13 protein-coding genes are annotated in these 18,889 nt (G+C 69.3%); 3 read left to right on the forward strand and 10 right to left on the reverse strand.

Annotation, left to right across the window (positions count from 1 at the left end):
* Positions 1-178: 178 nt before the first annotated feature.
* Positions 179-1,528 carry an alginate O-acetyltransferase AlgX-related protein gene (locus UA74_RS01725; RefSeq protein WP_198042901.1) on the forward strand — a complete coding sequence of 450 codons (1,350 nt, stop codon included), beginning with the start codon at positions 179-181 and terminating at the stop codon, positions 1,526-1,528.
* 215 nt (positions 1,529-1,743) lie between these two features.
* On the opposite strand, the gene UA74_RS01730 is transcribed toward UA74_RS01725, so the two are convergent.
* The 7 genes from UA74_RS01730 to UA74_RS01760 form a co-directional block, all read right to left on the reverse strand.
* Positions 1,744-2,562, reverse strand: a complete 819-nt coding sequence (locus UA74_RS01730; protein ID WP_075743300.1) for a metal ABC transporter permease — start codon at positions 2,560-2,562, stop codon at positions 1,744-1,746.
* Between the two features lie 29 nt (positions 2,563-2,591).
* Entirely contained in the window at positions 2,592-3,413 is an 822-nt protein-coding gene (locus tag UA74_RS01735) for a metal ABC transporter ATP-binding protein (protein ID WP_075738284.1), read from the reverse strand.
* Positions 3,414-3,590: 177 nt separating this feature from the next.
* Complete coding sequence (locus UA74_RS01740) at positions 3,591-4,685, reverse strand: metal ABC transporter solute-binding protein, Zn/Mn family (protein WP_075738286.1); 1,095 nt, start codon at positions 4,683-4,685, stop codon at positions 3,591-3,593.
* 140 nt (positions 4,686-4,825) lie between these two features.
* Positions 4,826-5,914, reverse strand: a complete 1,089-nt coding sequence (locus tag UA74_RS01745; protein WP_075742218.1) for an ABC transporter ATP-binding protein — start codon at positions 5,912-5,914, stop codon at positions 4,826-4,828.
* Positions 5,915-6,038: 124 nt separating this feature from the next.
* The gene (locus UA74_RS01750; protein WP_075738288.1) at positions 6,039-6,941 is read right to left on the reverse strand and encodes a sugar ABC transporter permease; all 903 of its coding nucleotides are present in this window, start codon (positions 6,939-6,941) and stop codon (positions 6,039-6,041) included.
* A complete protein-coding gene (locus tag UA74_RS01755) occupies positions 6,938-7,816 on the reverse strand; it encodes a carbohydrate ABC transporter permease (protein WP_083683895.1) in 879 nt (292 codons plus the stop codon). The genes UA74_RS01750 and UA74_RS01755 overlap by 4 nt, the downstream gene beginning before the upstream one ends.
* Before the next feature lie 223 nt (positions 7,817-8,039).
* Positions 8,040-9,293 (reverse strand): extracellular solute-binding protein, encoded by a 1,254-nt coding sequence (locus tag UA74_RS01760; RefSeq protein ID WP_075738292.1) that lies wholly within the window; start codon positions 9,291-9,293, stop codon positions 8,040-8,042.
* A 281-nt stretch (positions 9,294-9,574) separates the two neighbouring features.
* Here UA74_RS01760 and UA74_RS01765 point away from each other — a divergent pair, with 281 nt between their 5' ends.
* Entirely contained in the window at positions 9,575-10,624 is a 1,050-nt protein-coding gene (locus UA74_RS01765; protein WP_075738294.1) for a LacI family DNA-binding transcriptional regulator, read from the forward strand.
* Positions 10,625-11,095: 471 nt separating this feature from the next.
* Positions 11,096-12,196 carry a LacI family DNA-binding transcriptional regulator gene (locus UA74_RS01770; protein WP_075743301.1) on the forward strand — a complete coding sequence of 367 codons (1,101 nt, stop codon included), beginning with the start codon at positions 11,096-11,098 and terminating at the stop codon, positions 12,194-12,196.
* A gap of 686 nt (positions 12,197-12,882) precedes the next feature.
* On the opposite strand, the gene otsB is transcribed toward UA74_RS01770, so the two are convergent.
* The 3 genes from otsB to UA74_RS01790 all read right to left on the reverse strand — a co-directional run bounded on the left by otsB (position 12,883) and on the right by UA74_RS01790 (position 18,507).
* Positions 12,883-15,411, reverse strand: coding sequence for a trehalose-phosphatase (otsB, locus tag UA74_RS01780; RefSeq protein WP_075738296.1), 2,529 nt, complete (start codon positions 15,409-15,411; stop codon positions 12,883-12,885).
* A gap of 43 nt (positions 15,412-15,454) precedes the next feature.
* The gene (locus tag UA74_RS01785; protein ID WP_083682853.1) at positions 15,455-16,897 is read right to left on the reverse strand and encodes an alpha,alpha-trehalose-phosphate synthase (UDP-forming); all 1,443 of its coding nucleotides are present in this window, start codon (positions 16,895-16,897) and stop codon (positions 15,455-15,457) included.
* A gap of 191 nt (positions 16,898-17,088) precedes the next feature.
* Positions 17,089-18,507 carry a threonine/serine exporter family protein gene (locus UA74_RS01790; RefSeq protein ID WP_075738300.1) on the reverse strand — a complete coding sequence of 473 codons (1,419 nt, stop codon included), beginning with the start codon at positions 18,505-18,507 and terminating at the stop codon, positions 17,089-17,091.
* Positions 18,508-18,889: the final 382 nt, after the last annotated feature.

Genomic DNA, 18,889 nt, shown 5'->3' on the forward strand with positions numbered 1-18,889 from the left:
CCGTTCCCCGCCGCGTGCCGTCGGAGATCGGCGGAATCGGCGGCGAGGAATCCGACCGCGGCTCGGCGATGTCGGGGTCCCCCGCGTCGTCGCGGCGGCGACCCCGGCACGTTCCGACTCGGTCAAGGCTTGCTGCGGGTTGTTCGTCGGGGCCGCGTAGATGGCTACCGTGTACAACGTGACGCTCCAGGAGGGCACTCCAGGCGAGGTGCCGGAGTCGTCGGTGCTGCCTGCGGTGCACGAGTCCTGGCTGCCGAGGGAACACGCGCTGTACCGGCCTCGACATGGCGGACGACAGCTCACCGCGTTGATCGCGGGGGCGGTCTTCTTCGCGGCACCGTTGGCGGCCTACGCGGTGGGAGTCCGGGCCGCCGAGATCGAGAACCGGCCGTTGGTGGCCCTGCCCACCCCTGCGGACGGCTGGGGCCTGTTCACCGGGATGCCGCAGTGGGCGGTCGACCACCTCGTCTTCCGGGAGGCGGCCGTGCAGGCCGCCGACGTCGTCAGCCGGGGGATCTTCGCCGAGCCGAGGGGACGCAGCGGTGCTCCGGTCGAACTGCCGGGTCCGATCGCTCCGCCCCCCGGCGATCAGCGGTCGCCGGGTTCGGGTGCCGAGGAACCCTCCGACTTGACCGAATCGCTGATCCTGGCCGAGTCCAGCGAGGTCATCGAGGGCAAGGACGGCTGGCTGTACCTCGGATACGACATCGAGGGGAAGTGCACCCCGTATCGGGATCTCGATCAGTCCATCGCGAGCCTTCGAGAACTGCGTCGAGTGGTGGAGGCTTCCGGCCGCGACCTCGTCATCCTGATCGCTCCGGACAAGTCGACGGTGGTGCCGGAGCACCTGCCTGATGCGTATCCCGACCTCGACTGCGCGCGACAGGCGACCGAGGAGTTCTGGGAACGGGTGCCTGCGGAGACGGGCGCGCTCGACCTGCGCGCCGAGCTGCGGCGACCCGAGATCGGCGACGGCCGTCCCGCCTACTACCGGATGGACACCCACTGGACGGACGAGGGCGCGCTGGCCGCGCTTCGCGCCGTCGCGCAGGAGATCGACCCCGGCGGCTCCGAGAGCTGGGTGATCGATCGTGACGGGACGGCGGCGCACACGCCCGACCTGGCGGTCATGCAGGGCAGGCCCACCGAGGAGAGCGGCATGCGCTACCGGCTGCGGCCGGACGGCGAATTGAACCGGACCGGGCCGAGAATTCACCGCTTCGAGCAGCCGGTGCGGTTCGAGGGGGAGCCGATGCCGGGGATGATCGCCGAGCCCGTCGCCATGCTCGGCGACTCCTTCATGGTCTCCACCAGCCGGTATCTGCCCGGCGTCTTCTCTGACCTGAGCCTCGTCAACTACACGGCCGCGCAGAGTGATCGGGCGGCGATGCTCGACATGCTGGCCGACGGCGACGTGATCGTCGTGCAGTCGGTGGAGCGGCTCATCGCGGGTGGTGTCACGCCGTTCCTTGATCCAGGGGTGATCGCCGACATCGGGGCGGCGCTGGCGGCGCGGCCCCGGCCCTGAGTGCTCGACCGTCGCCGGGGCGGGCGGTGATCCCTGCCGTCCTGTTGCGGCGGGCCCTTGTGGCGATCTGCGTCCTCGTCGGTCGCCATGGCTCCGTGCCGGCTTCCTCCGGCCCCGTGCAGCTGATCCACGCCGATCCTCGCTCACGGCGGGGCTGGACCGATGACAGGCGCTCCTGGCGCGGGTCCGTCAGCGGCGAGGACCGGCGGTTCGGCTCACGCCGTTCCGACGCGGCGCAGCCGGTAACGCCCGATCAGCCTGCACACCAGGTAGATGGTGAAGGAGATCGCGGTGACGAAGCTGCTCACCGGAGCGCCGGGCGCGAGCGAGAGCACGATTCCGCCCAACACCGCCGCCTCGGCGAAGATCACCGCGAGCACGGTCGCCGTCACCGGGTTGGCCGTCACGCGAGCGGCGGCGGCACCAGGGGTGACCATCAAGGCGAGGACGAGCAACGCGCCGACCGTCTGGACGCCCAGGGCGGTGGCGACGCCGACCAGCACCGCGAAGACCGGCGTCAGCCAGGCCAACGGGACGCCTCTGGCGAGCGCCACCTCGGGGTCGACGCTGGCGAACAACAACGGTCGATACAGCACCGCGAAGACCACGATCACCGCGATGGACGCCCCGGACAGCAGCGCGAGATCGGTCGAGTCCACGCCGACGATCTGCCCGACCAGCAGGCTGAACTTGCTGGACGCCCGCCCCGGATACAGCCACAGCAGCAGCACGCCGAGACCGAGGCCGAACGCGAGCACCGCGCCGATCACCGAGTCCTGCTCGTTGCCCCGCCTGCCGAGGACGCCGAGGATCACTGCGGCGATCACCGCGCCGGCCAGGGCGCCGACGCCCACGCTCAGCCCCAGCAGCAGTGCGGCGGCGGCCCCGGTGAAGGCCAGCTCGGCCGTGCCGTGGACCGCGAAGGACATGTTCCTGGCGACCACCAGCGGGCCGAGCACGCCCGAGACCAGCCCGAGCACCGCGGCCGCCAGGAGTGCCTGTCGGACGAAGTCCAGCTGGAGCAGCCGGAACATGGTCTCGAGGTCGAAGAGGGCGGCGAGATTCACGGAGTCCCTTCCGCGGGGTGGTGGTGGGCGGCACCGTTCTCGCCGCCGACGACCAGGATTCGATCGGCGAGCCGGATGACCTGGACCGGCGTCCGGTACAGCTCGGACAGCGTCTCGGAGGTCATCACCTCGTCGGGGGTGCCGATGCGGAAGCGACCGTCGACCAGGTAGAGCACTCGATCGACGACCGGCAGCACGGGGTTGATCTCATGGGTGACGAACAGGACGGCGGCGTCCTTGCGTCGTGCGGAGTCGGCGACCAGTTCGCTCACCATCCGCTGGCTGGCGAGGTCGAGGGAGAGCAGCGGCTCGTCGCACAACAGCAGCGCCGGATCTCCGACGAGGGCCTGCGCCACCCGGAGTCGCTGCTGTTCGCCGCCCGAGAGCAGTCCCAGCGGCCGATCGCCGAACGCGTCGGCGCCGACCGACTGCAATGCCGCGTCGACGCGGCGCCTTCGCTCGGCGCGTCCCCGGAATCCGAGGCCCCAACGGTGCCCGTCGAGACCGAGCCCGACCAAGTCGCGGCCTCGGACGGTCAGCGTCGGCTCGATGGTGCGCTGCTGCGGGATGTACCCGATCCGTCGATTTCCCTTACCTGCGGGAAGACCGCCGATCTGCACCGATCCGCTGGTCAGCGGCTGCAGGCCCAACAGCACGCGAAGCAGGCTCGTCTTGCCGGAGCCGTTGGGGCCCAGCACCGCGAGGAACTCGCCGGGGGCCACCTCCAGATCGAGTCGGTCCCACAGCGTCCGCTCGCCGAACGCCAGGGTGGCCGACCGCAGGCGCAGCGCGGTGGGGTCTTGGGAGCCGGATGTCATCACTGTCCTCGTCCTTGCGGCGGCCGCCCGGTGGCGGCCGGTGCTCGACCACGTGGCGGCCGAGTCCTGCACTGACTGCGCAGCGCTCGAATCCTGCCCGCACCGCTGCGCGGTCGCCTCGTCCCCGGATCGCCGAGCGGCTCGATACGCACCGCAGGCGAGGCGTGGAGACCACCCTCAGGGCGTCAGCGCAGTGGACAGGGCGTCTACCTGACCCGTCATCCACGCGACGTAGTCCTGCTCGCCTTCTGGCAGCGTCTCGGTGAACTCCACCACCGGGATGCCCGCCGCCTCGGCCCGCTCGCGGACCTGGCTGGTCACGGCCGTCTCCGTCTGTGGATTGAACACCAGTGCGTCGATCCCGCCCCCGTCGACCGCCTCGTTGATCTCGGCGATGGCCGCCGCAGGCGGGTCCGTCTCGGCGTCCACGGCGCGCAGGAAGTCCGGCGGCGTGAGGTCGTGCAGACCGGCGCGGGCGAAGAGGTACTGACCGAGCGGCTCGGTCGACAGGATGTGCGCCTCGCCGTCGAGTTCGGTTCCGACGGCATCGATGTGGCTGCCCAGCTCGTCGATCTCGTTGTGGAAGGCCTCGGCGTTGGCGGTGTAGGTCTCGGCGCCGTCCGGATCGAGTTCGCCGAGCTCGTGGGCCACCGCCTCGGCCACGGCGCCGACGGTGGCGACGTCGTACCAGACGTGCTCGTTGCCGTCGCCGTGCTCGTGTCCGTCGTGTCCGTGCCCGTCGTCCTCGTCGGCGTGCCCGTCCTCGTCGGCGTGCTCGTCGTCGGCAGCGCCCTCGGTCTCGTCGTCCGGCGGCGCGGGCACCGGCTCGCCGCCCGGCCCCGTCGCACTGTCGTCGTCGGGGGACTCGTCATCGGTCCCGTGGTCGTCGTCCAGTCCGAGAAGCTCCGCGGCGTTCACGGTGGGCTTGTCCGACCCGACCGAGTCCAGGATGCGAGTCATGAACTCGTCGTAGCCGCCGCCGTTGAGCACGACCAGGTCGGCGTCCTGCACCTCGGCCGCGTCACGCGGAGTGCCCTCGTAGGAGTGGGGGTCGGCGGAGGGGTCGTCGATGAGCGCGACGACCTCGACCTCGTCCCCGCCGACCGCGCGAACGACGCTGCCCCACACGTTGGTGGAGGCCGCCACCCGGAGCGACCCGCCGTCGGCCCCGCCCTGCTGGGCGGACTCGCCGTCACCGCACGCCGCGAGCGTCAGCACAGTGACCGCCAGGCCGCCCACCAGGGCACCGGGTCGCCTCGTCCGGGATCTCATCGCGTCGGCCTCCTGAGACTGACTCTCGAAAATGGAAACGATAGTCAATCCAGTGTAGCCGCTAGCTGTACTCCGTTCGGGTGGCTGTGACGCAAGCCTGTCGCCGAACGGAGCAGCGCGGAGCCCCCGCCGGTGTGGTGTTACTTGGTGGTGATGCGGTGTCCGGTGGTGGGGTGGAAGAGGTGGGTGTGGTCGGGGGTGGTGAGGGTGGCGGTGACTTGTTGTCCGATGGTGGGTGGGGTGCGGGAGTCGACGCGGACGATGAAGCGTTCGGGGGTGTCGGCGGTGGTGGTGCCGTAGACGTAGGCGTCGGCGCCGAGTTCTTCGACGAGGTCGACGGTGAGGGTGATGCCGGGTTCGGTGGTGGTGAGGTGGAGGTTTTCGGGGCGGATGCCGATGGTGACGGTGTCGGTGTCGAGGGTGGTGCGGGTGGTGGTGGTGAGGGGGATGGTGAGGCCGTCGAGGTGGGCGCCGTCGGGGTGGAGTGTGGCGGTTTTGAGGTTCATGGCGGGGGAGCCCATGAAGCCGGCGACGAAGGCGTTGGCGGGGGCGTCGTAGAGGGTGCGGGGGGTGTCGCATTGTTGGAGGAGGCCGTCTTTGAGGACGGCGACGCGGTGGCCCATGGTCATGGCTTCGACCTGGTCGTGGGTGACGTAGATGGTGGTGGTGTCGAGGCGTTGTTGGAGGGCGGCGATGTTGGCGCGGGTTTCGACGCGGAGTTTGGCGTCGAGGTTGGAGAGGGGTTCGTCCATGAGGAAGACGGAGGGTTCGCGGACGATGGCGCGTCCCATGGCGACGCGTTGGCGTTGTCCGCCGGAGAGGGCTTTGGGTTTGCGGTCGAGGTAGGGGGTGAGGTCGAGCATGCGGGCGGCTTCGTCGACCTTGGCTTTGATCTGGTCTTTGGGGATGCGGCGGAGTTTGAGGGCGAAGCCCATGTTCTCGGCGACGGTCATGTGGGGGTAGAGGGCGTAGGACTGGAAGACCATGGCGATGTCGCGGCCTTTGGGTGGGGTGTGGGTGACGTCGCGGCCGCCGATCTGGATGGCGCCTTCGTCGATGTCCTCCAGGCCGGCGAGCATGCGCAGGGCGGTGGACTTGCCGGAGCCGGAGGGGCCGACCAGGACGAGGAACTCGCCGTCGGCGACCTCGAGGTCGAGCTGGTCCACGGCCTTGACCGGGGGCGTTCCCGCGAACACCCGAGAAGCACCCCTGTAAGCCACATCGGCCATCTGCTGCACCTTCCACGCGATAGGTAGCGAACTCCGACCTGCCGGGCTGGACCCCTGCCTGCCGGTTGGTCCGGTCGACATTCCGCCCGCAGCATCGTTGCCGCTACGTGAGGTTCTTGTTCGATTACCCTTTGACGCCGCCGGCCGCGAGGCCGGACACCAGGAAGCGCTGTACCAGGTAGAAAACCACGACCGCAGGGATCGCGACAAGGATTGATGCGGCAGCGAGATGTCCCCACTCGGTCCGGTTCTGCTGGACGAACACCTGCAGGCCGACTGCCAGCGTCTTGGACTGGTCGGCCGCCGAGAGGAGTGACGAAGCGAACGCCACCTCGCCCCACGCGGTCAGGAAGGCGTAGAACGCGGTGACCGCCAGCCCCGGCCGGGACAGCGGCAGCACCAGCCGCCAGAAGACGCCGAAGGGCGACAGGCCGTCCACCCGGCCCGCCTCGTCGATGTCCACGGGAATCGTGTCGAAGTAGCCCTTGAGCATGTAGGTGCAGAAGGGCACCGCCGTGGTGCAGTACACGAGCACCAGACCGATGGTCGATCCCTGGAGCCCCAGCGCGAGCAGGATGTTGTACAGCGGCACGATCAACACCGCGAACGGGAACATCTGGATCAGCAGGAAGCCCAGCAGCAGGCCTCGGCGGCCGGGGAAGTTGAACCTGCTGGCCGCGTAGGCGGTCGTGGAGGCGAGGAAGAGCCCGATCACGGTGGTCAGTCCGGCGATCACCACCGAGTTGCCGAACCAGGCGAGGAAGTCGCCCTTCTCGCCCGCGAGGATCGCCCGGTAGTTGGCGAGGCTGGACTCGTTGAACAGCGTCGGAGTGGGTTCGATGGCCCGCGAGTCGGGCTTGAACGAGGTCACGAGCACCCAGAAGACCGGGAAGACGGCGATGAACGAGGCGACGATCAGCGTGCCGTGCAGTCCGATGCTCGCGAGTCGGGACCGCCGGGTCCGCGTGGATCGCCTCGGCGCGGCTGCCTGCCTGCTGACCTGTAAGGATGCGGCGTCGATGCTCACCAGACCTCCCCCTGCCGCTTGAGCGCGCGGCGATACACGGTGGCGAAGACCAGCAGCACCGAGAGGATCAGCACGCCGTAGGTGGAGGCGATGGCGTAATCCCTGGTGGCGCCGGAGAAGAATCGTTCGAAGGCGTAGGTGATCAGGATTCGGGTGTTGGGGTTCGGCCCGGTGATCAGGTAGATCACGGCGAACATGTTGAAGGTCCAGATGACGCCGAGCAGGATCACCGTGTTCGACACCGACCGCAGCGCGGGAACGGTGACGTGGACGAACCGCTGCCACGGCGTCGCGCCGTCGATCTCCGCCGCTTCGTACAGGTCGGCCGGGATGGCCTGGAGGCCGCCGAGGAGCGCGACCATCATGAAGGGCACACCGAGCCACACGTTGACGATGATCACCGCGACGAGTGCGATGTTCGACTGGCCCAGCCAGACCGGCGTCGGCAGCCCCACCGACTCCAATGCCCAGTTGATCAGGCCGTAGTCGGCGTTGAAGAGGTATCGCCACGAGAACGCGCTGATGAAGGCGGGCACCGCCCAGGGCAGGATCAGCAGCACCCGGTACATGCTGCGGAACCGCATGGGGCGATTGAGCAGCATCGCCAGACCCAGGCCGATGACGTAGTGGAAGAAGACGCCGGAGAACGTCCAGATCAGGGTGCGGACCAGGGTGGCCCAGAACGCGCCGTAGGCGGGCTCGCCGGAGAGCACGTTCAGGTAGTTGGCCAGCCCCACCACGTCGTAGGTGGAGGGCCGGTCCAGGAACGGGTTCGCGATGTTGCCTTCGTTGATGTCGGTGAAGGTGAAGAAGAGGCCCTGCCCCAGTGGCAGGAGCACGAGAACGCTGATCACCACCACGACCGGCAGCACCATGGCGTAGGCGTACCAGTATCGGTCCAGGAACCGACGCACGGTGTCGTCCTTCCTTGCTCGTCGGCGAAGTGAAGCGGCAGCGGAGTGAAATGGCAGCGGCGGCGTCGCGCTCGCGCGAGGGTGTGCGACGCCGCCGAGTCGAGCCTGTGCCTGGTCCGGTCGCTGGGTGTCCGTCTCGGGCGCCTGCCGCGTGCGGCGCGGGAGAGACCTGCGGCGCGGTCGTCTAGTTGGCGGTGTACTCGGTCAGGATGGTGTCCTGGTAGATCGTGGCCACCTCGTCGAGCGCGTCCTGCGGCTCGACGTTGCCCGCCAGGATGTCGGAGTAGGCGATCTTCAGCGGGTCGAACAGCTCGCCGCCCTCGGGAATCCAGGGCCTGGGGTGCGCGCGCTCGATCACCGGGGAGAAGGCCGAGACGATCGGCTGGGCCGAGACGGCCGGGTCCTCATAGGCCGACTCGCGGGTGGGCAGCAGACCGAGCTCGGTCGCGACGGTGATCTGCGATTCGGTGCTGCTCAGGCACGCGATGAGGTCCTGTGCGGACTCGGTCACCGCGCTGCCCTGTCGGATCACGTAGTCGTGACCGCCGACCGGGGAGTTGCCGTCGCCGTCGGCGGGCCCGGGCACGGGGGCGATCCCCAGGTTCTCGGGATCGGCGAACGCCTCGCCCTCCAGCAGCTCGGCCACCGCCCACGGGCCGTCGATGATCATCGCGACGTCGCCCGCGACGAAGGCGGCCTTCATGTTGCCGTAGGAGTTGCCCTGGTCCAATGCGGTCTGCGCGGCGCCGTCGTCGAGCAGTTCCTTGGCGGTGGCCAGGCCTTCGACGGCCTCGGGGGAGTTGACCAGGATCTCCTGCGCCTCGGTGTCCACGAGGTCGCCGCCCGCGCCGTAGATGAAGGGCAGCGCGTAATAGGCGTCGTTGTTCAGGAAGATCGCCGACTCGCCGCCGAGTGCGGGTGCCGACTCCGCCAGCTCCGCCCAGCTCGTCGGCGGCTCGACCTCGGCCTCGGCGAGCAGCTCCCGGTTGTAGAGCAGGGCGAGCGTGTCGGTGACCTGGGGAACGCCGTAGGTTCGTCCGTCGTACTGCGTCGAACTCCACGGGGTTGCCAGGAAGTCGGCGGAGTCGGCGAGGTCGGTCTCGGAGAGGTCCTGGATCAGGCCGCCCTCGGCGAGCTGGGGGACCCAGGCGACCTCGGCACGGAAGACGTCCGGCCCCTGCCCGCCCTGGGCCGCGTTCCGATAGTTGTTCAGGGCCTGATCGAAGGCCACCTGCTCGATGTCGACCTGATAGCCGCCCGCCTCGCCGCAGTCCTCGGCGAGCTGGGCGAAGACCGGCGACTCGGCGGGTCCGCTGGTGTCCCAGAAGACGACGGCTCCGTCACCGCTGCTCGCGTCGCCGCCGGAACCACAGGCGGTGAGTGCTAATGCCGAGGCCAGCCCCATGACGGACATGGTGCTGAGAGTTCTACGTCGCATCGTTGCTGTCGTACCCTCCCGAGAGGACCTGCCGCGCGCATCGCAGAAGGTCGATGACTGAAAGCTTTTGCAGATTCGTTGACGCGGATTGCACTCCTGTTGCGTAGGTCACGTCAAGGGACTGGCGGTAACCAACTGGTAACGAGGCTGCCCTGAGCTGAGTGTGCGGGTCTCCGGCTCGCGATTGGCGGGCAGTATGGGGCCGGGTGGTTGCAAAAAATTGCGACGATCGGCAGGCTGCTCTCATCGGGTTGGTGCGATCAGGGAGAGGAGGCGGCCGAGTGGCTGGACTGTCGGAGATCGCCAGAGCGGCGGGGGTCAGCGTGTCGACGGTGAGCCGGGTGCTCAATCGCCGGGCAGGCGTCAACCAGGACACTCGGCGACGCGTGCTCACCGTGTTGGCGGAGATCCCCTACACCTCGCGGGGAATCGGGGCGCTGCGGCGGACCGGAGTCATCGGTCTGCTCGTTCCCGAGCTGTCCAACCCGGTGTTCCCTGCCTTCGCCGAGGCGCTGGAGACCAGGGCGGCCAGTGCGGGCTACGCATCGATGCTGTGCAACACCCGCTCGCTGAGTCCGCAGGGGCTCGGCGAGGAGGAGTACGTGCGCATGCTGCTCACCCGAGGCGTCGAGGGGATGATCTTCGTGTCTCCCGACATCACCAACCAGGAGAACGCCGCCGATGGCGAGGCCGGTCGAGTGCGCAGTCACTACCGCAGGCTGGTGGACGACGGCGTGCAGCTGGTGTTCGTCAACGGCGGCGCGGCATCGCTGAACGTGCCGGACGTCCGGGTCGACGAGCAGCTCGCCGGCTACACGGCCACCCGACACCTGCTCGAACTGGGCCACCGGAGCATCGGCTTCGTCAGCGGCCCGGCGTATTCGCTGCCCTCCCGGCTCAAGCACGCGGGCTGGGCGGCGGCGATGGAGGAGGCCGGGCACGCCTCGCGGCCGGAACTGGTCGCCCATGCCCCCTACGGCGCGACCGGGGGTGCCAACGCACTGCGGGAGCTGCTCGGCCGCACCGAGGTCACCGGCGTCATCTGCTCCTCGGACCACATGGCGTTGGGCGTGGTCGCCGAGGCACGGCGACAGGGCCGCTCGGTGCCCGCCGACCTCTCGGTGGTCGGCTTCGACGACAGCGCGTTGGCGGCGTACTGCGGCCCGCCGTTGACGACGCTGGCGCAGCCGATCGGCGAGATGGCGGCGGCCGCGGTCGCGGAACTGGTGGAGCGCCTGGAGCCGGAGTCCGACGCGGACGCGGACACCTTCAGCCGGGTGTTCCGTCCTCGCCTGGTGGTCCGGGAGTCCACCGCACCGCCCGCCAGGTGAGGCACCTCGGCGAAGCGCCGGGCGGTGGGAGACGGCTCCCCCGGGCCGGGCGGATGCGCCCGCCGCGCGACAGGCAGGCCGGCCTGTCGTGACCGGGAGAGCGGAGTCTGTCGACGTCCGAGTCGATCCGACGCGCCCGCGCCGAGGGTGCGCGACATCCGCACGGCGTTCTCGAGCCCGATCGTCCTGCGGTGCAGGCGAATCAGTCGACGGCGACGTCCGACCACTCGGCGGGGCGGACGGTTCGTTCGGAGTGTCGCGGCAGGCCGTGCCGTGTCGCGAGATCCCGGTACTCGGCGGCACCCCCGTAGGCCAGCAGGAATTTCGTGATTCACATATCGATCTATTAGGCAAATTGGTCTGAACCACTATTCGCCCAACCGGGGGTGCTGAACTGCGGAAATGCATTCGTTCTAGTGGTGAGCGTCGCGCATGCTTCACCTGTTGGTTCTGGACCGTTACGGTCACTTCATGGCGCGGTCAATGAATGCCCGCCGCCCGGCTACCTTGGCTTCGTTGGCGGCAGAACTCGGGGTCTCACGGACCACCGTGTCCAATGCCTACAACCGCCCTGACCAGCTCTCTCCTGAGCTTCGTCGGCGAGTCCTGGAGACCGCGCGGCGTCTAGGTTATCCCGGACCCGACCCGGTGGCGCGTTCACTGCGGACGCGAAAGGCCGGTGCAGTCGGACTGCTGCTGACCGAGAACCTCTCCTACGCCTTCCGCGATCCGGCGGCGGTGAGCTTCCTGGAGGGGCTTGCCCTGGCCTGCGAGACGGCGGGCCAGGGACTACTGCTGGTGCCCGCGAATCCGGAACGCGAGGATGTCGCGGCCGTACAGCGGGCAGGCGTCGACGGATTCGTCGTCTATTCGGTTCCCGACGACGATCCGCATCTCGCCGCGGTGCTGGAGCGGCCGGTGCCGACCGTCGTGTGCGATCAGCCGGAGTTGGAGCTGTTCGACTCCGTCGGCATCGACGACCATGCGGCGATGACCGAGGTCGCCGCGCACCTCATCGCGCTGGGGCATCGGCGAATCGGCGTGATCTGCATGCGATTGAGCCGTGATCGCAACGACGACGTCGTTCCGCAGACCAGACAGCGCGGCGCGCACTTCCACGTGCAACGCGCGCGCCTGGCCGGGCTCGCCGAGGCATTCGCCTCCGTCGGCGTCGACTGGTCGGGTGTGTCGGTGGTCGAGCGCTTCGACCATGACGTCGAGAACGGCGCCGCCGCTGCCGCCCAGCTCCTGGATCGTGATCCGCAGATCACGGCGGTGGTCTGCACCTCGGACATCCTGGCGCTCGGTGCGATTCAGGAGGCGACTCGCCGAGGACTGCGCGTTCCGCACGACCTCACCGTCACGGGCTTCGACTGCGTGGCCGAGGCGGAACGGATCGGACTCACCACCGTGCGCCAGCCGGTGCGGGAGAAGGGCCTCGCGGCGGGCAGGCTGCTCACCGACCCGACCGATCACGGCAGGCCGCGTCGGGTCACGCTGCCGACCGAACTCATCATCGGAACCACCTCGGCGGCGCCGAGGACGGCAGAAGAACGCTGGTTCGGTCCCTGACCTCCGATCCCCGAAATCTGGCACTGCCCGGCACTGACCGGCACGTGCGGTCCGGCGGGAGAACCGAGCCTGCTGAGGAGGGCTCGATCCGAACGCCGGCTCCCAGCCTGCGCGCCTAAGCCCGTCGGCTGCCGACAGCGCTTGTCTCCGATCGCAGGGGGCCGGCGGGTCGACTTCCACGTGCCCGCCCGCACCCGACATCAGCCCTCGGCGAGGCGGCGGTCGGCTTCGGCAGCGGCCGCCGGTGTGTTCGGCTCCGCTCACCTGCGGTGGTCGGCGGACCGGCCTACCCGCGCGCTGCGGTGCAGCCGGACGCTGTGAAGGTGTCGTCGCCACGGGCGGCGGTCTCGGCCGTCGCAGGGTCGGCGCGCGACGACGTCGGCGTCGGGTCGTCGTGGTGACGACACCGGGGCGGCGCCCGGCCACCGTCGTCGGTTCCCACCCCGTCGGTCGAACCTCTCCCGCCCGACCTCGAGTCCGCCCGCGTAGGCGGCTGCTCCGCCGACCACATCCCGTCGTCGGCGTGTCCCGACTCCTCGGCGAGCTTCCTGCCGCGCCCGTCGCAGAACCGCTCGGCCTCCCCACAGACGGCGAAGAGCCCCGGACCGGCGTCGGCCGATCCGGGGCTCTGCTTCGTCGGTGCGTCGGTGCGTCGGTGCGTCGGTGCGTCGGTGCGTCGGTGCGTGTCAGGCGGACAGCAGCCGGGCACAGCGGATCAGGCCCAGATGCGAGTACGCCTGCGGGTGGTTGCCCAGCGAGCGCTCCGCGATCGGGTCGTACTCCTCCGGCAGCAGGCCCGTTGGGCCCGCCGCGTCGACGAGCTGCTGGAACAGCTCCTCGGCCTCGGTGCGCCTGCCGGTGAGGAGGTAGGCCTCGACCATCCAGGTGGCGCACAGGTGGAAGCCGCCCTCGGTGCCGGGCAGGCCGTCGTCCCGCTTGTACCGGTATACGGTCGAACCGCTTCGAAGTTCGGCCTCGGTAGCCGTCACCGTGGCATGGAACCGGGGGTCCGAGGGCTCGATCAGCCCGGCCAAGCCGATGTGCAGCGTCGCGGCGTCCAGGTCCGTGCCGTCATAGGCGGTCGTGAAGGACTGGACCTCCTCGTTCCACCCGTGCTTGAGCACGTCCTCGGCGATCTCGCTGCGCAACGCGGTCCAGGCCGGGTTCACCTCTCGATCGTGCGCCTCGGCGAGCTTCAGCGCCCGGTCCAGGGTCACCCAGCACATGACCCGCGAGTACACCCGGTGGCGCGGCGCGTGCCGCTCTTCCCAGATGCCGTGGTCCGGCTCGTTCCACCGTCGCGAGACCGCCTCGGCCATGGACTTGACCATGCCCCAGTCGTCGTCGGTGAGCTTGCCGCGTACCTCGGTGAGCTGGACGACGAGATCGACCACCGGACCGAACACGTCGAGTTGAACCTGCTGGTTCGCCAGGTTGCCGACGCGAACCGGTCGCGAGCCCGCGTAACCCGGCAGCGTGTCGATCACGGCCTCCGGCCCCAGTGCGGTGCCGTAGAGGGTGTAGAGCGGGTGCAGTCGCTCCGGACCCGGCAGTGTGTCCAGAATGCGGTGCAGCCAGCCGAGATACGCCTCGGCCTCCACCGTGGACCCGAGCGACACCAGCGCCTGAGCGCTGAGCGCCGCGTCGCGAACCCAGCAGTAGCGGTAGTCCCAGTTTCGGATGCCGCCGATCTCCTCGGGCAGCGACGTGGTCGCCGCCGCGAGGATCGCGCCGGTCTCGCCGTGGGCGAGCCCGCGCAGGGTCAACGCGGAGCGACCGACCAGTTCGCGCTGAACCGGCGGCAGCTCCAGGGTGTGCAGCCACTCGGACCAGTAGCGCCCGGCCCGGTCACGACGCGCGGCCTCCGAGGTCTCCGACGGCGTCAGATCGTCGGTCCCGCAGCGCAGCTCCAGCACCACCGGCTGGTCCGCTCCGGGGTGGACGACCGCGCGGGCCGTCTCGTGGATGCCGTCGGTGTGGATCTCCCACTCGACGCCCGGCGAGTACAACGCGATCGGGTCGGAGGTGCCCAGCACCCGCAGACCGGCGTCCTCGCGCACCAGCCGAACCTGGACCTGGCCGAACTCCGGCCTGGGCGCGAACTCGACGCTGGCCGAGGTCGTGCCGCTGATCAGCCGGGTCAGGTCCGTGCGGTGCGCTTCGCAGTCCTGGTGCAGGTAGTCGGTGACCAGCAGCCGCGACCAGCGCGTCTCGACCGTCATCGTGCCGGGGAGATACCGCTGGCCCAGGGGCAGACCGTTGCGTTCCGGCTTGATCGAGAAGTGTCCGGCACCGGGTCCGCCGAGCAGGTCGGAGAACACGGCGGCGGAGTCGGGCTCGGGGTGACACATCCAGGTGAGTCGCGCATCCGGCGTGAGCAGCGCGACCGAACGCTCGTTGGCGAGCATGGTCAGCCGCTCGATCGGCGGCGCCTGCTCGCCGAACAGCCAGGTGCGTCGCTCCTCCAGCAGGAAGGCGAGCACCGTGGCCACGGCAGGCGTGTCGTCGATTCGATAGCCTGCCGCCGTGTCACCCGGTCCGACCTTGATGCCGAGGTCCGGGCCCTGCAGTCTGAGGAACGCCTTCTCGTCGGTCACGTCGTCGCCGATGAACAGCGCGGCTGTCGCGCCGACCTGATGGCGCAGGACGTCGAGCGCATTGCCCTTGTCCGTCTGCACCACGGCGAGTTCGAGGACCGCCTTGCCCTCGGTGGTCTCGACACCGTCCCAGGTGGCCGGGTCGGCCCGGATGATCTCCATGACCGCGTCGGCCACGTCCGGCTCGGCACGGCGAACGTGCACGGCGATGCTCGCAGGCTTGATCTCGAGGTGAACGCCCTCGTAACCTGCGGTGATCTTCTCAATATGCTTCTTGAGTCGAGTGAGCAGCGCCGTCGCCTCGGCGTCCAGCTTGTGGACGAAGCCGACGTCGAACTCGGAGCCGTGGCTTCCCACGAGGTGGACCTCGGCGGGCAGGCGGGACAGCGTGGCCAGATCGCGGAGAGCCCGGCCCGAGATCACCGCGGTGGTCGTCGTCGGCAGAGCCGCGAGCGATCGCAGTGCATGGACGGACTCTGGCAGTGGTCTGGCCTGGTCGGGGTTCGCGACGATCGGGGCGAGCGTTCCGTCGTAGTCACAGGCGATCAGCAGTCGGGGAGTCCGAGCTGTCTGAATGATCGCGCGGCGAAGATCGGCGGGGAGGGCCTCGGCGGTCAACGCCTCCTCCTCACGGCATCAGGGGTGGACTGGTGAACTGCGGTCAGGGCGTGAGTTGCGTTCCCAGCGCCTCAAGAAATGACCTTGCCCAACGATCGACATCGTGGGTGAGAACCTGACGGCGCAGTGCGCGCATCCTACGGCGACCTTCCGTCGGATCGACGTTCAGGGCGGCGACTAGAGAATTCTTCACCCCATCCAGGTCATGGGGGTTGACCAGGAACGCACTGGTGAGTTCTGCGGCGGCTCCCGCGAACTCGCTGAGCACGAGCGCGCCGCCCAGGTCGTGGCGGCACGCGGCGTACTCCTTGCAGACGAGGTTCATCCCGTCACGGACCGGCGTCACGACCATGACGTCGGCGGCGCAGTAGAACGCGGCGAGTTCGGTGCGTTCCACGGAGGAGTGCATGTAGTGCACGGCCGGGTGGCCCACCCGGCTGAACTGGCCGTTGATCCTGCCGACCTCGCGCTCGATCTCCTCGCGCATCTTCTTGTAGTGCTCGACCCGCTCCCGGCTGGGAGTGGCGAGTTGGATCATCACGGTGTCCTCGGCGTCGAGCCTGCCCTCCTTGAGCAGCTCGCCGAAGGCGTGGAGCCGGACGTCGATGCCCTTGGTGTAGTCGAGCCGGTCGACACCCAGCATGATCCGGCGCGGGTTGCCGAGCTCGGCGCGGATCTGCCTGGCGCGCGCCTGCGTCTCCTTGCTGCGCGCCAGGGCGTCGAAGCCGGTGGCGTCGATGGAGATCGGGAAGGCCCCGACCCGGACCGGGCGATCACCGACCTGCACCACGCCGGGCCGGTTGCGGACGCCCACGCTGCCCCTGCTCGGTTCGAAGCCTGCGAGCCGTCGCGCCAGCCAGAGGAAGTTCTGCGCCCCGCCGGGACGGTGGAAGCCAACCAGGTCGGCGCCCAACAGGCCCCGCACGATCTCCGCGCGCCAGGGCAGCTGCATGAACAGCTCGACGGGCGGGAAGGGAATGTGCAGGAAGAAGCCGATGCGCAGATCGGGTCGCAGCTCGCGGAGCATCGCGGGCACGAGTTGGAGCTGATAGTCCTGAATCCAGACCGTCGCGCCCTCGGCGGCGACCCCGGCGCAGCTCTCGGCGAACCGCCGATTCACTCGAACGTATGACTCCCACCAGGAGCGGTCGAACACCGGGGGAGCCACCACATCGTGGTAAAGCGGCCAGAGCGTGGCGTTGGAGAAGCCTTCGTAGTAGTCCCGGAATTCGGCGGAGCTGAGCGACACCGGATGCAGGTACTTGTCGGAGGCTTCGAACGGCTCGACGTCGACGTCGGCGACGCCCGGCCAGCCGACCCAGGCGCCGCGCCTGGCTCGTAGAAAGGGTTCCAGGGCGCTGACCAGCCCGCCGGGGCTGTGTCGCCATCGTTGCGTGCCGTCTTCGGCTTCTTCGAGATCTACCGGAAGACGGTTCGCGACAACGATGAAATCCGCGCGCGGAGAGATGCTGCTCGCGCTGCTCACCGTTCGCCTCCTCGGTTCCAGGGGAGCGATCGGCCGTGCCCGACTGACACGGGACCGGCGACGCTGCGCGGACGCTCCGTGTGTGAGAGCTATGTGGACGAGGCTAGTCCTTTCCTGACTGTCGAGCTGATCGAGTTGTCCTCGTCACATGTCGCTGAGTAACCGATTGCTCCAGTCGGTGGAACATCTGCTCATTCGAGTCGGCGCGGCGCCGGGTTCAACGGACCGGACATCCTCGGCCCGGCCAGCCGTCGCTCCAGCCTGCTCAGACCACGCTGGACGGGGTGCGCCAGGAACTCGCCGAGCACCACCCCGGCACCCAGGGCCAGCGCGATGCCCGCTGCCATGATCAGATCCGGAACGGCGCTGGTCACATCGTTCTCCGCCGCGAGCTGGTAGAGCGCGCGGTAGGTGGACAGCCCGGGCAGCAGCGGAGCGATTCCGGAGACCACGATGACGAGCGCGGGGACGCGGAGCCTGCGGCTGAGGACTCCGCCGCAGAAGCCGACCACGGCGGCGGCGCCCGCCGCGGCGGGGATCGGACCGACCAGGGTCGACAGGATCAGTCCGCTGTACGCGGCCTGTCCGATCGCGCCTGCGCCTGCGGCGACGAGCAGCGTTCGTCGCGGTGCGTAGCTGGCGAGGGCGAAGCAGGCGGCGGTGGCCGCTGCCGCGATCACCATCATCGGCACCTCGCCTGCCACCGGTGGCAGGCGCTCGGCGACCTGGGCCTCTGAGGCGCCCAGCGCCACTCCCACCCGCAGGGCGAGCACCACGCCGGTGACGAGGCCCGCCGTCATCAGCAGCGTCTCGCCTGCCCGGCCGGTGGCCGTGACGTTGTAGCCGCTCACCGCGTCCTGGGCGACGCCGACGACGGACAGCCCGGACAACAGCACGACGAGGTTCGCCGCCACCGCGAGCGAGGTGGTGGCGTCGCCGAGCAGATCGGACTCGTAGACGGCCATCGCCGCGCCGGTGGCGATGGCGCCGCCGACGATCTGTTGGAAGAAGAAGGGCAGTGCTCGGCGATTGAGCAGCCTGCCCACCTGATCGATCACCACGGTGATCAGCGCCGCGAGGATCACCAGCAGCGGACCGGCGCCGATGAGCACCGCGATGGCAGCGGCCATGCCGCCCCAGGCCAGCGTCGAGACCCAGCGCGGGTAGGGGTGCCGTGCGGTGGTGATCCGCTGGAGCTCGGAGTGCGCGTCGCCGACGCTGATCTCGCCGGAGGTGATCTGGCGGACGAGGTCCTCGGTGGCGGAGAGCCTGCTGTAGTCCATCGACCGGCTGCGCACGACCCGCAGCGTGGTGATCGGGGCCTGGTCGACACCGAGGTGACAGCACACGGTGATCGAGGTGTAGATGACGTCGACCTCGCAGTGCGGCAGGCCGTAGGCGTTGGTGACCGCCAGGATCGTCGCCGTGGCGTCGGCGGCGCCCGCGCCGCTGGCCATCTGGACCTCGCCGATGCGCAGGGCCAGATCGAGGACCAGATGGATGGTCGGGATGGCGGGAAGGGCGGGCCCGTACTGGACGTCGTGCTCGTTCGCCGCAGGCACCGGGTTCTTCCGGCGCAGTACGTCACGAGCCCGCTGGGCGAGACCCACGGGCCTGCCTCCTTCTCTTGCTACACCGCAGTCGTCGCCGCCTCGGCGGGAAAGAGTGACTCTCGATCGACGTCGACTTGTGGGGAATGTGTGCTGGGAATCCGTCGCCTGCTCGGAATCCGATGACCGGTCGCCACTGACCGAGGACGTCGGGTCCTCCGGATGGCACGCCCGTGAGCACGGGGAGCCGCCCAGGTCATCGGCGTGGACGCCGCGCCCGTTGCAGGTGGTCGATGGTGGCCTTGGACACGTTTTGACCGTCGGGACGAAGTCGTGATCGAGAGCTCCGAAAGAACTGGTCTCCACGCTAGGCTTCGGTGGGAAACGCACAGGTCAGCCGACGTGTTCCCATGCGCACGGGTGACAGAGGACTCACTCGGGC

This window comes from Actinoalloteichus fjordicus (assembly GCF_001941625.1).
Taxonomy (GTDB): domain Bacteria; phylum Actinomycetota; class Actinomycetes; order Mycobacteriales; family Pseudonocardiaceae; genus Actinoalloteichus_A; species Actinoalloteichus_A fjordicus.

Bases quoted from the DNA above. Each gene is read 5' to 3' on its own strand.
- UA74_RS01730 (WP_075743300.1), bottom strand. From the start codon at position 2,562: ATGTTCCGGCTGCTCCAGCTGGACTTCGTCCGACAGGCACTCCTGGCG.
- UA74_RS01735 (WP_075738284.1), bottom strand. From the start codon at position 3,413: ATGACATCCGGCTCCCAAGACCCCACCGCGCTGCGCCTGCGGTCGGCC.
- UA74_RS01740 (WP_075738286.1), bottom strand. From the start codon at position 4,685: ATGAGATCCCGGACGAGGCGACCCGGTGCCCTGGTGGGCGGCCTGGCG.
- UA74_RS01745 (WP_075742218.1), bottom strand. From the start codon at position 5,914: ATGGCCGATGTGGCTTACAGGGGTGCTTCTCGGGTGTTCGCGGGAACG.
- UA74_RS01755 (WP_083683895.1), bottom strand. From the start codon at position 7,816: ATGGTGCTGCCGGTCGTGGTGGTGATCAGCGTTCTCGTGCTCCTGCCA.
- UA74_RS01760 (WP_075738292.1), bottom strand. From the start codon at position 9,293: ATGCGACGTAGAACTCTCAGCACCATGTCCGTCATGGGGCTGGCCTCG.
- UA74_RS01770 (WP_075743301.1), top strand. From the start codon at position 11,096: ATGGCGCGGTCAATGAATGCCCGCCGCCCGGCTACCTTGGCTTCGTTG.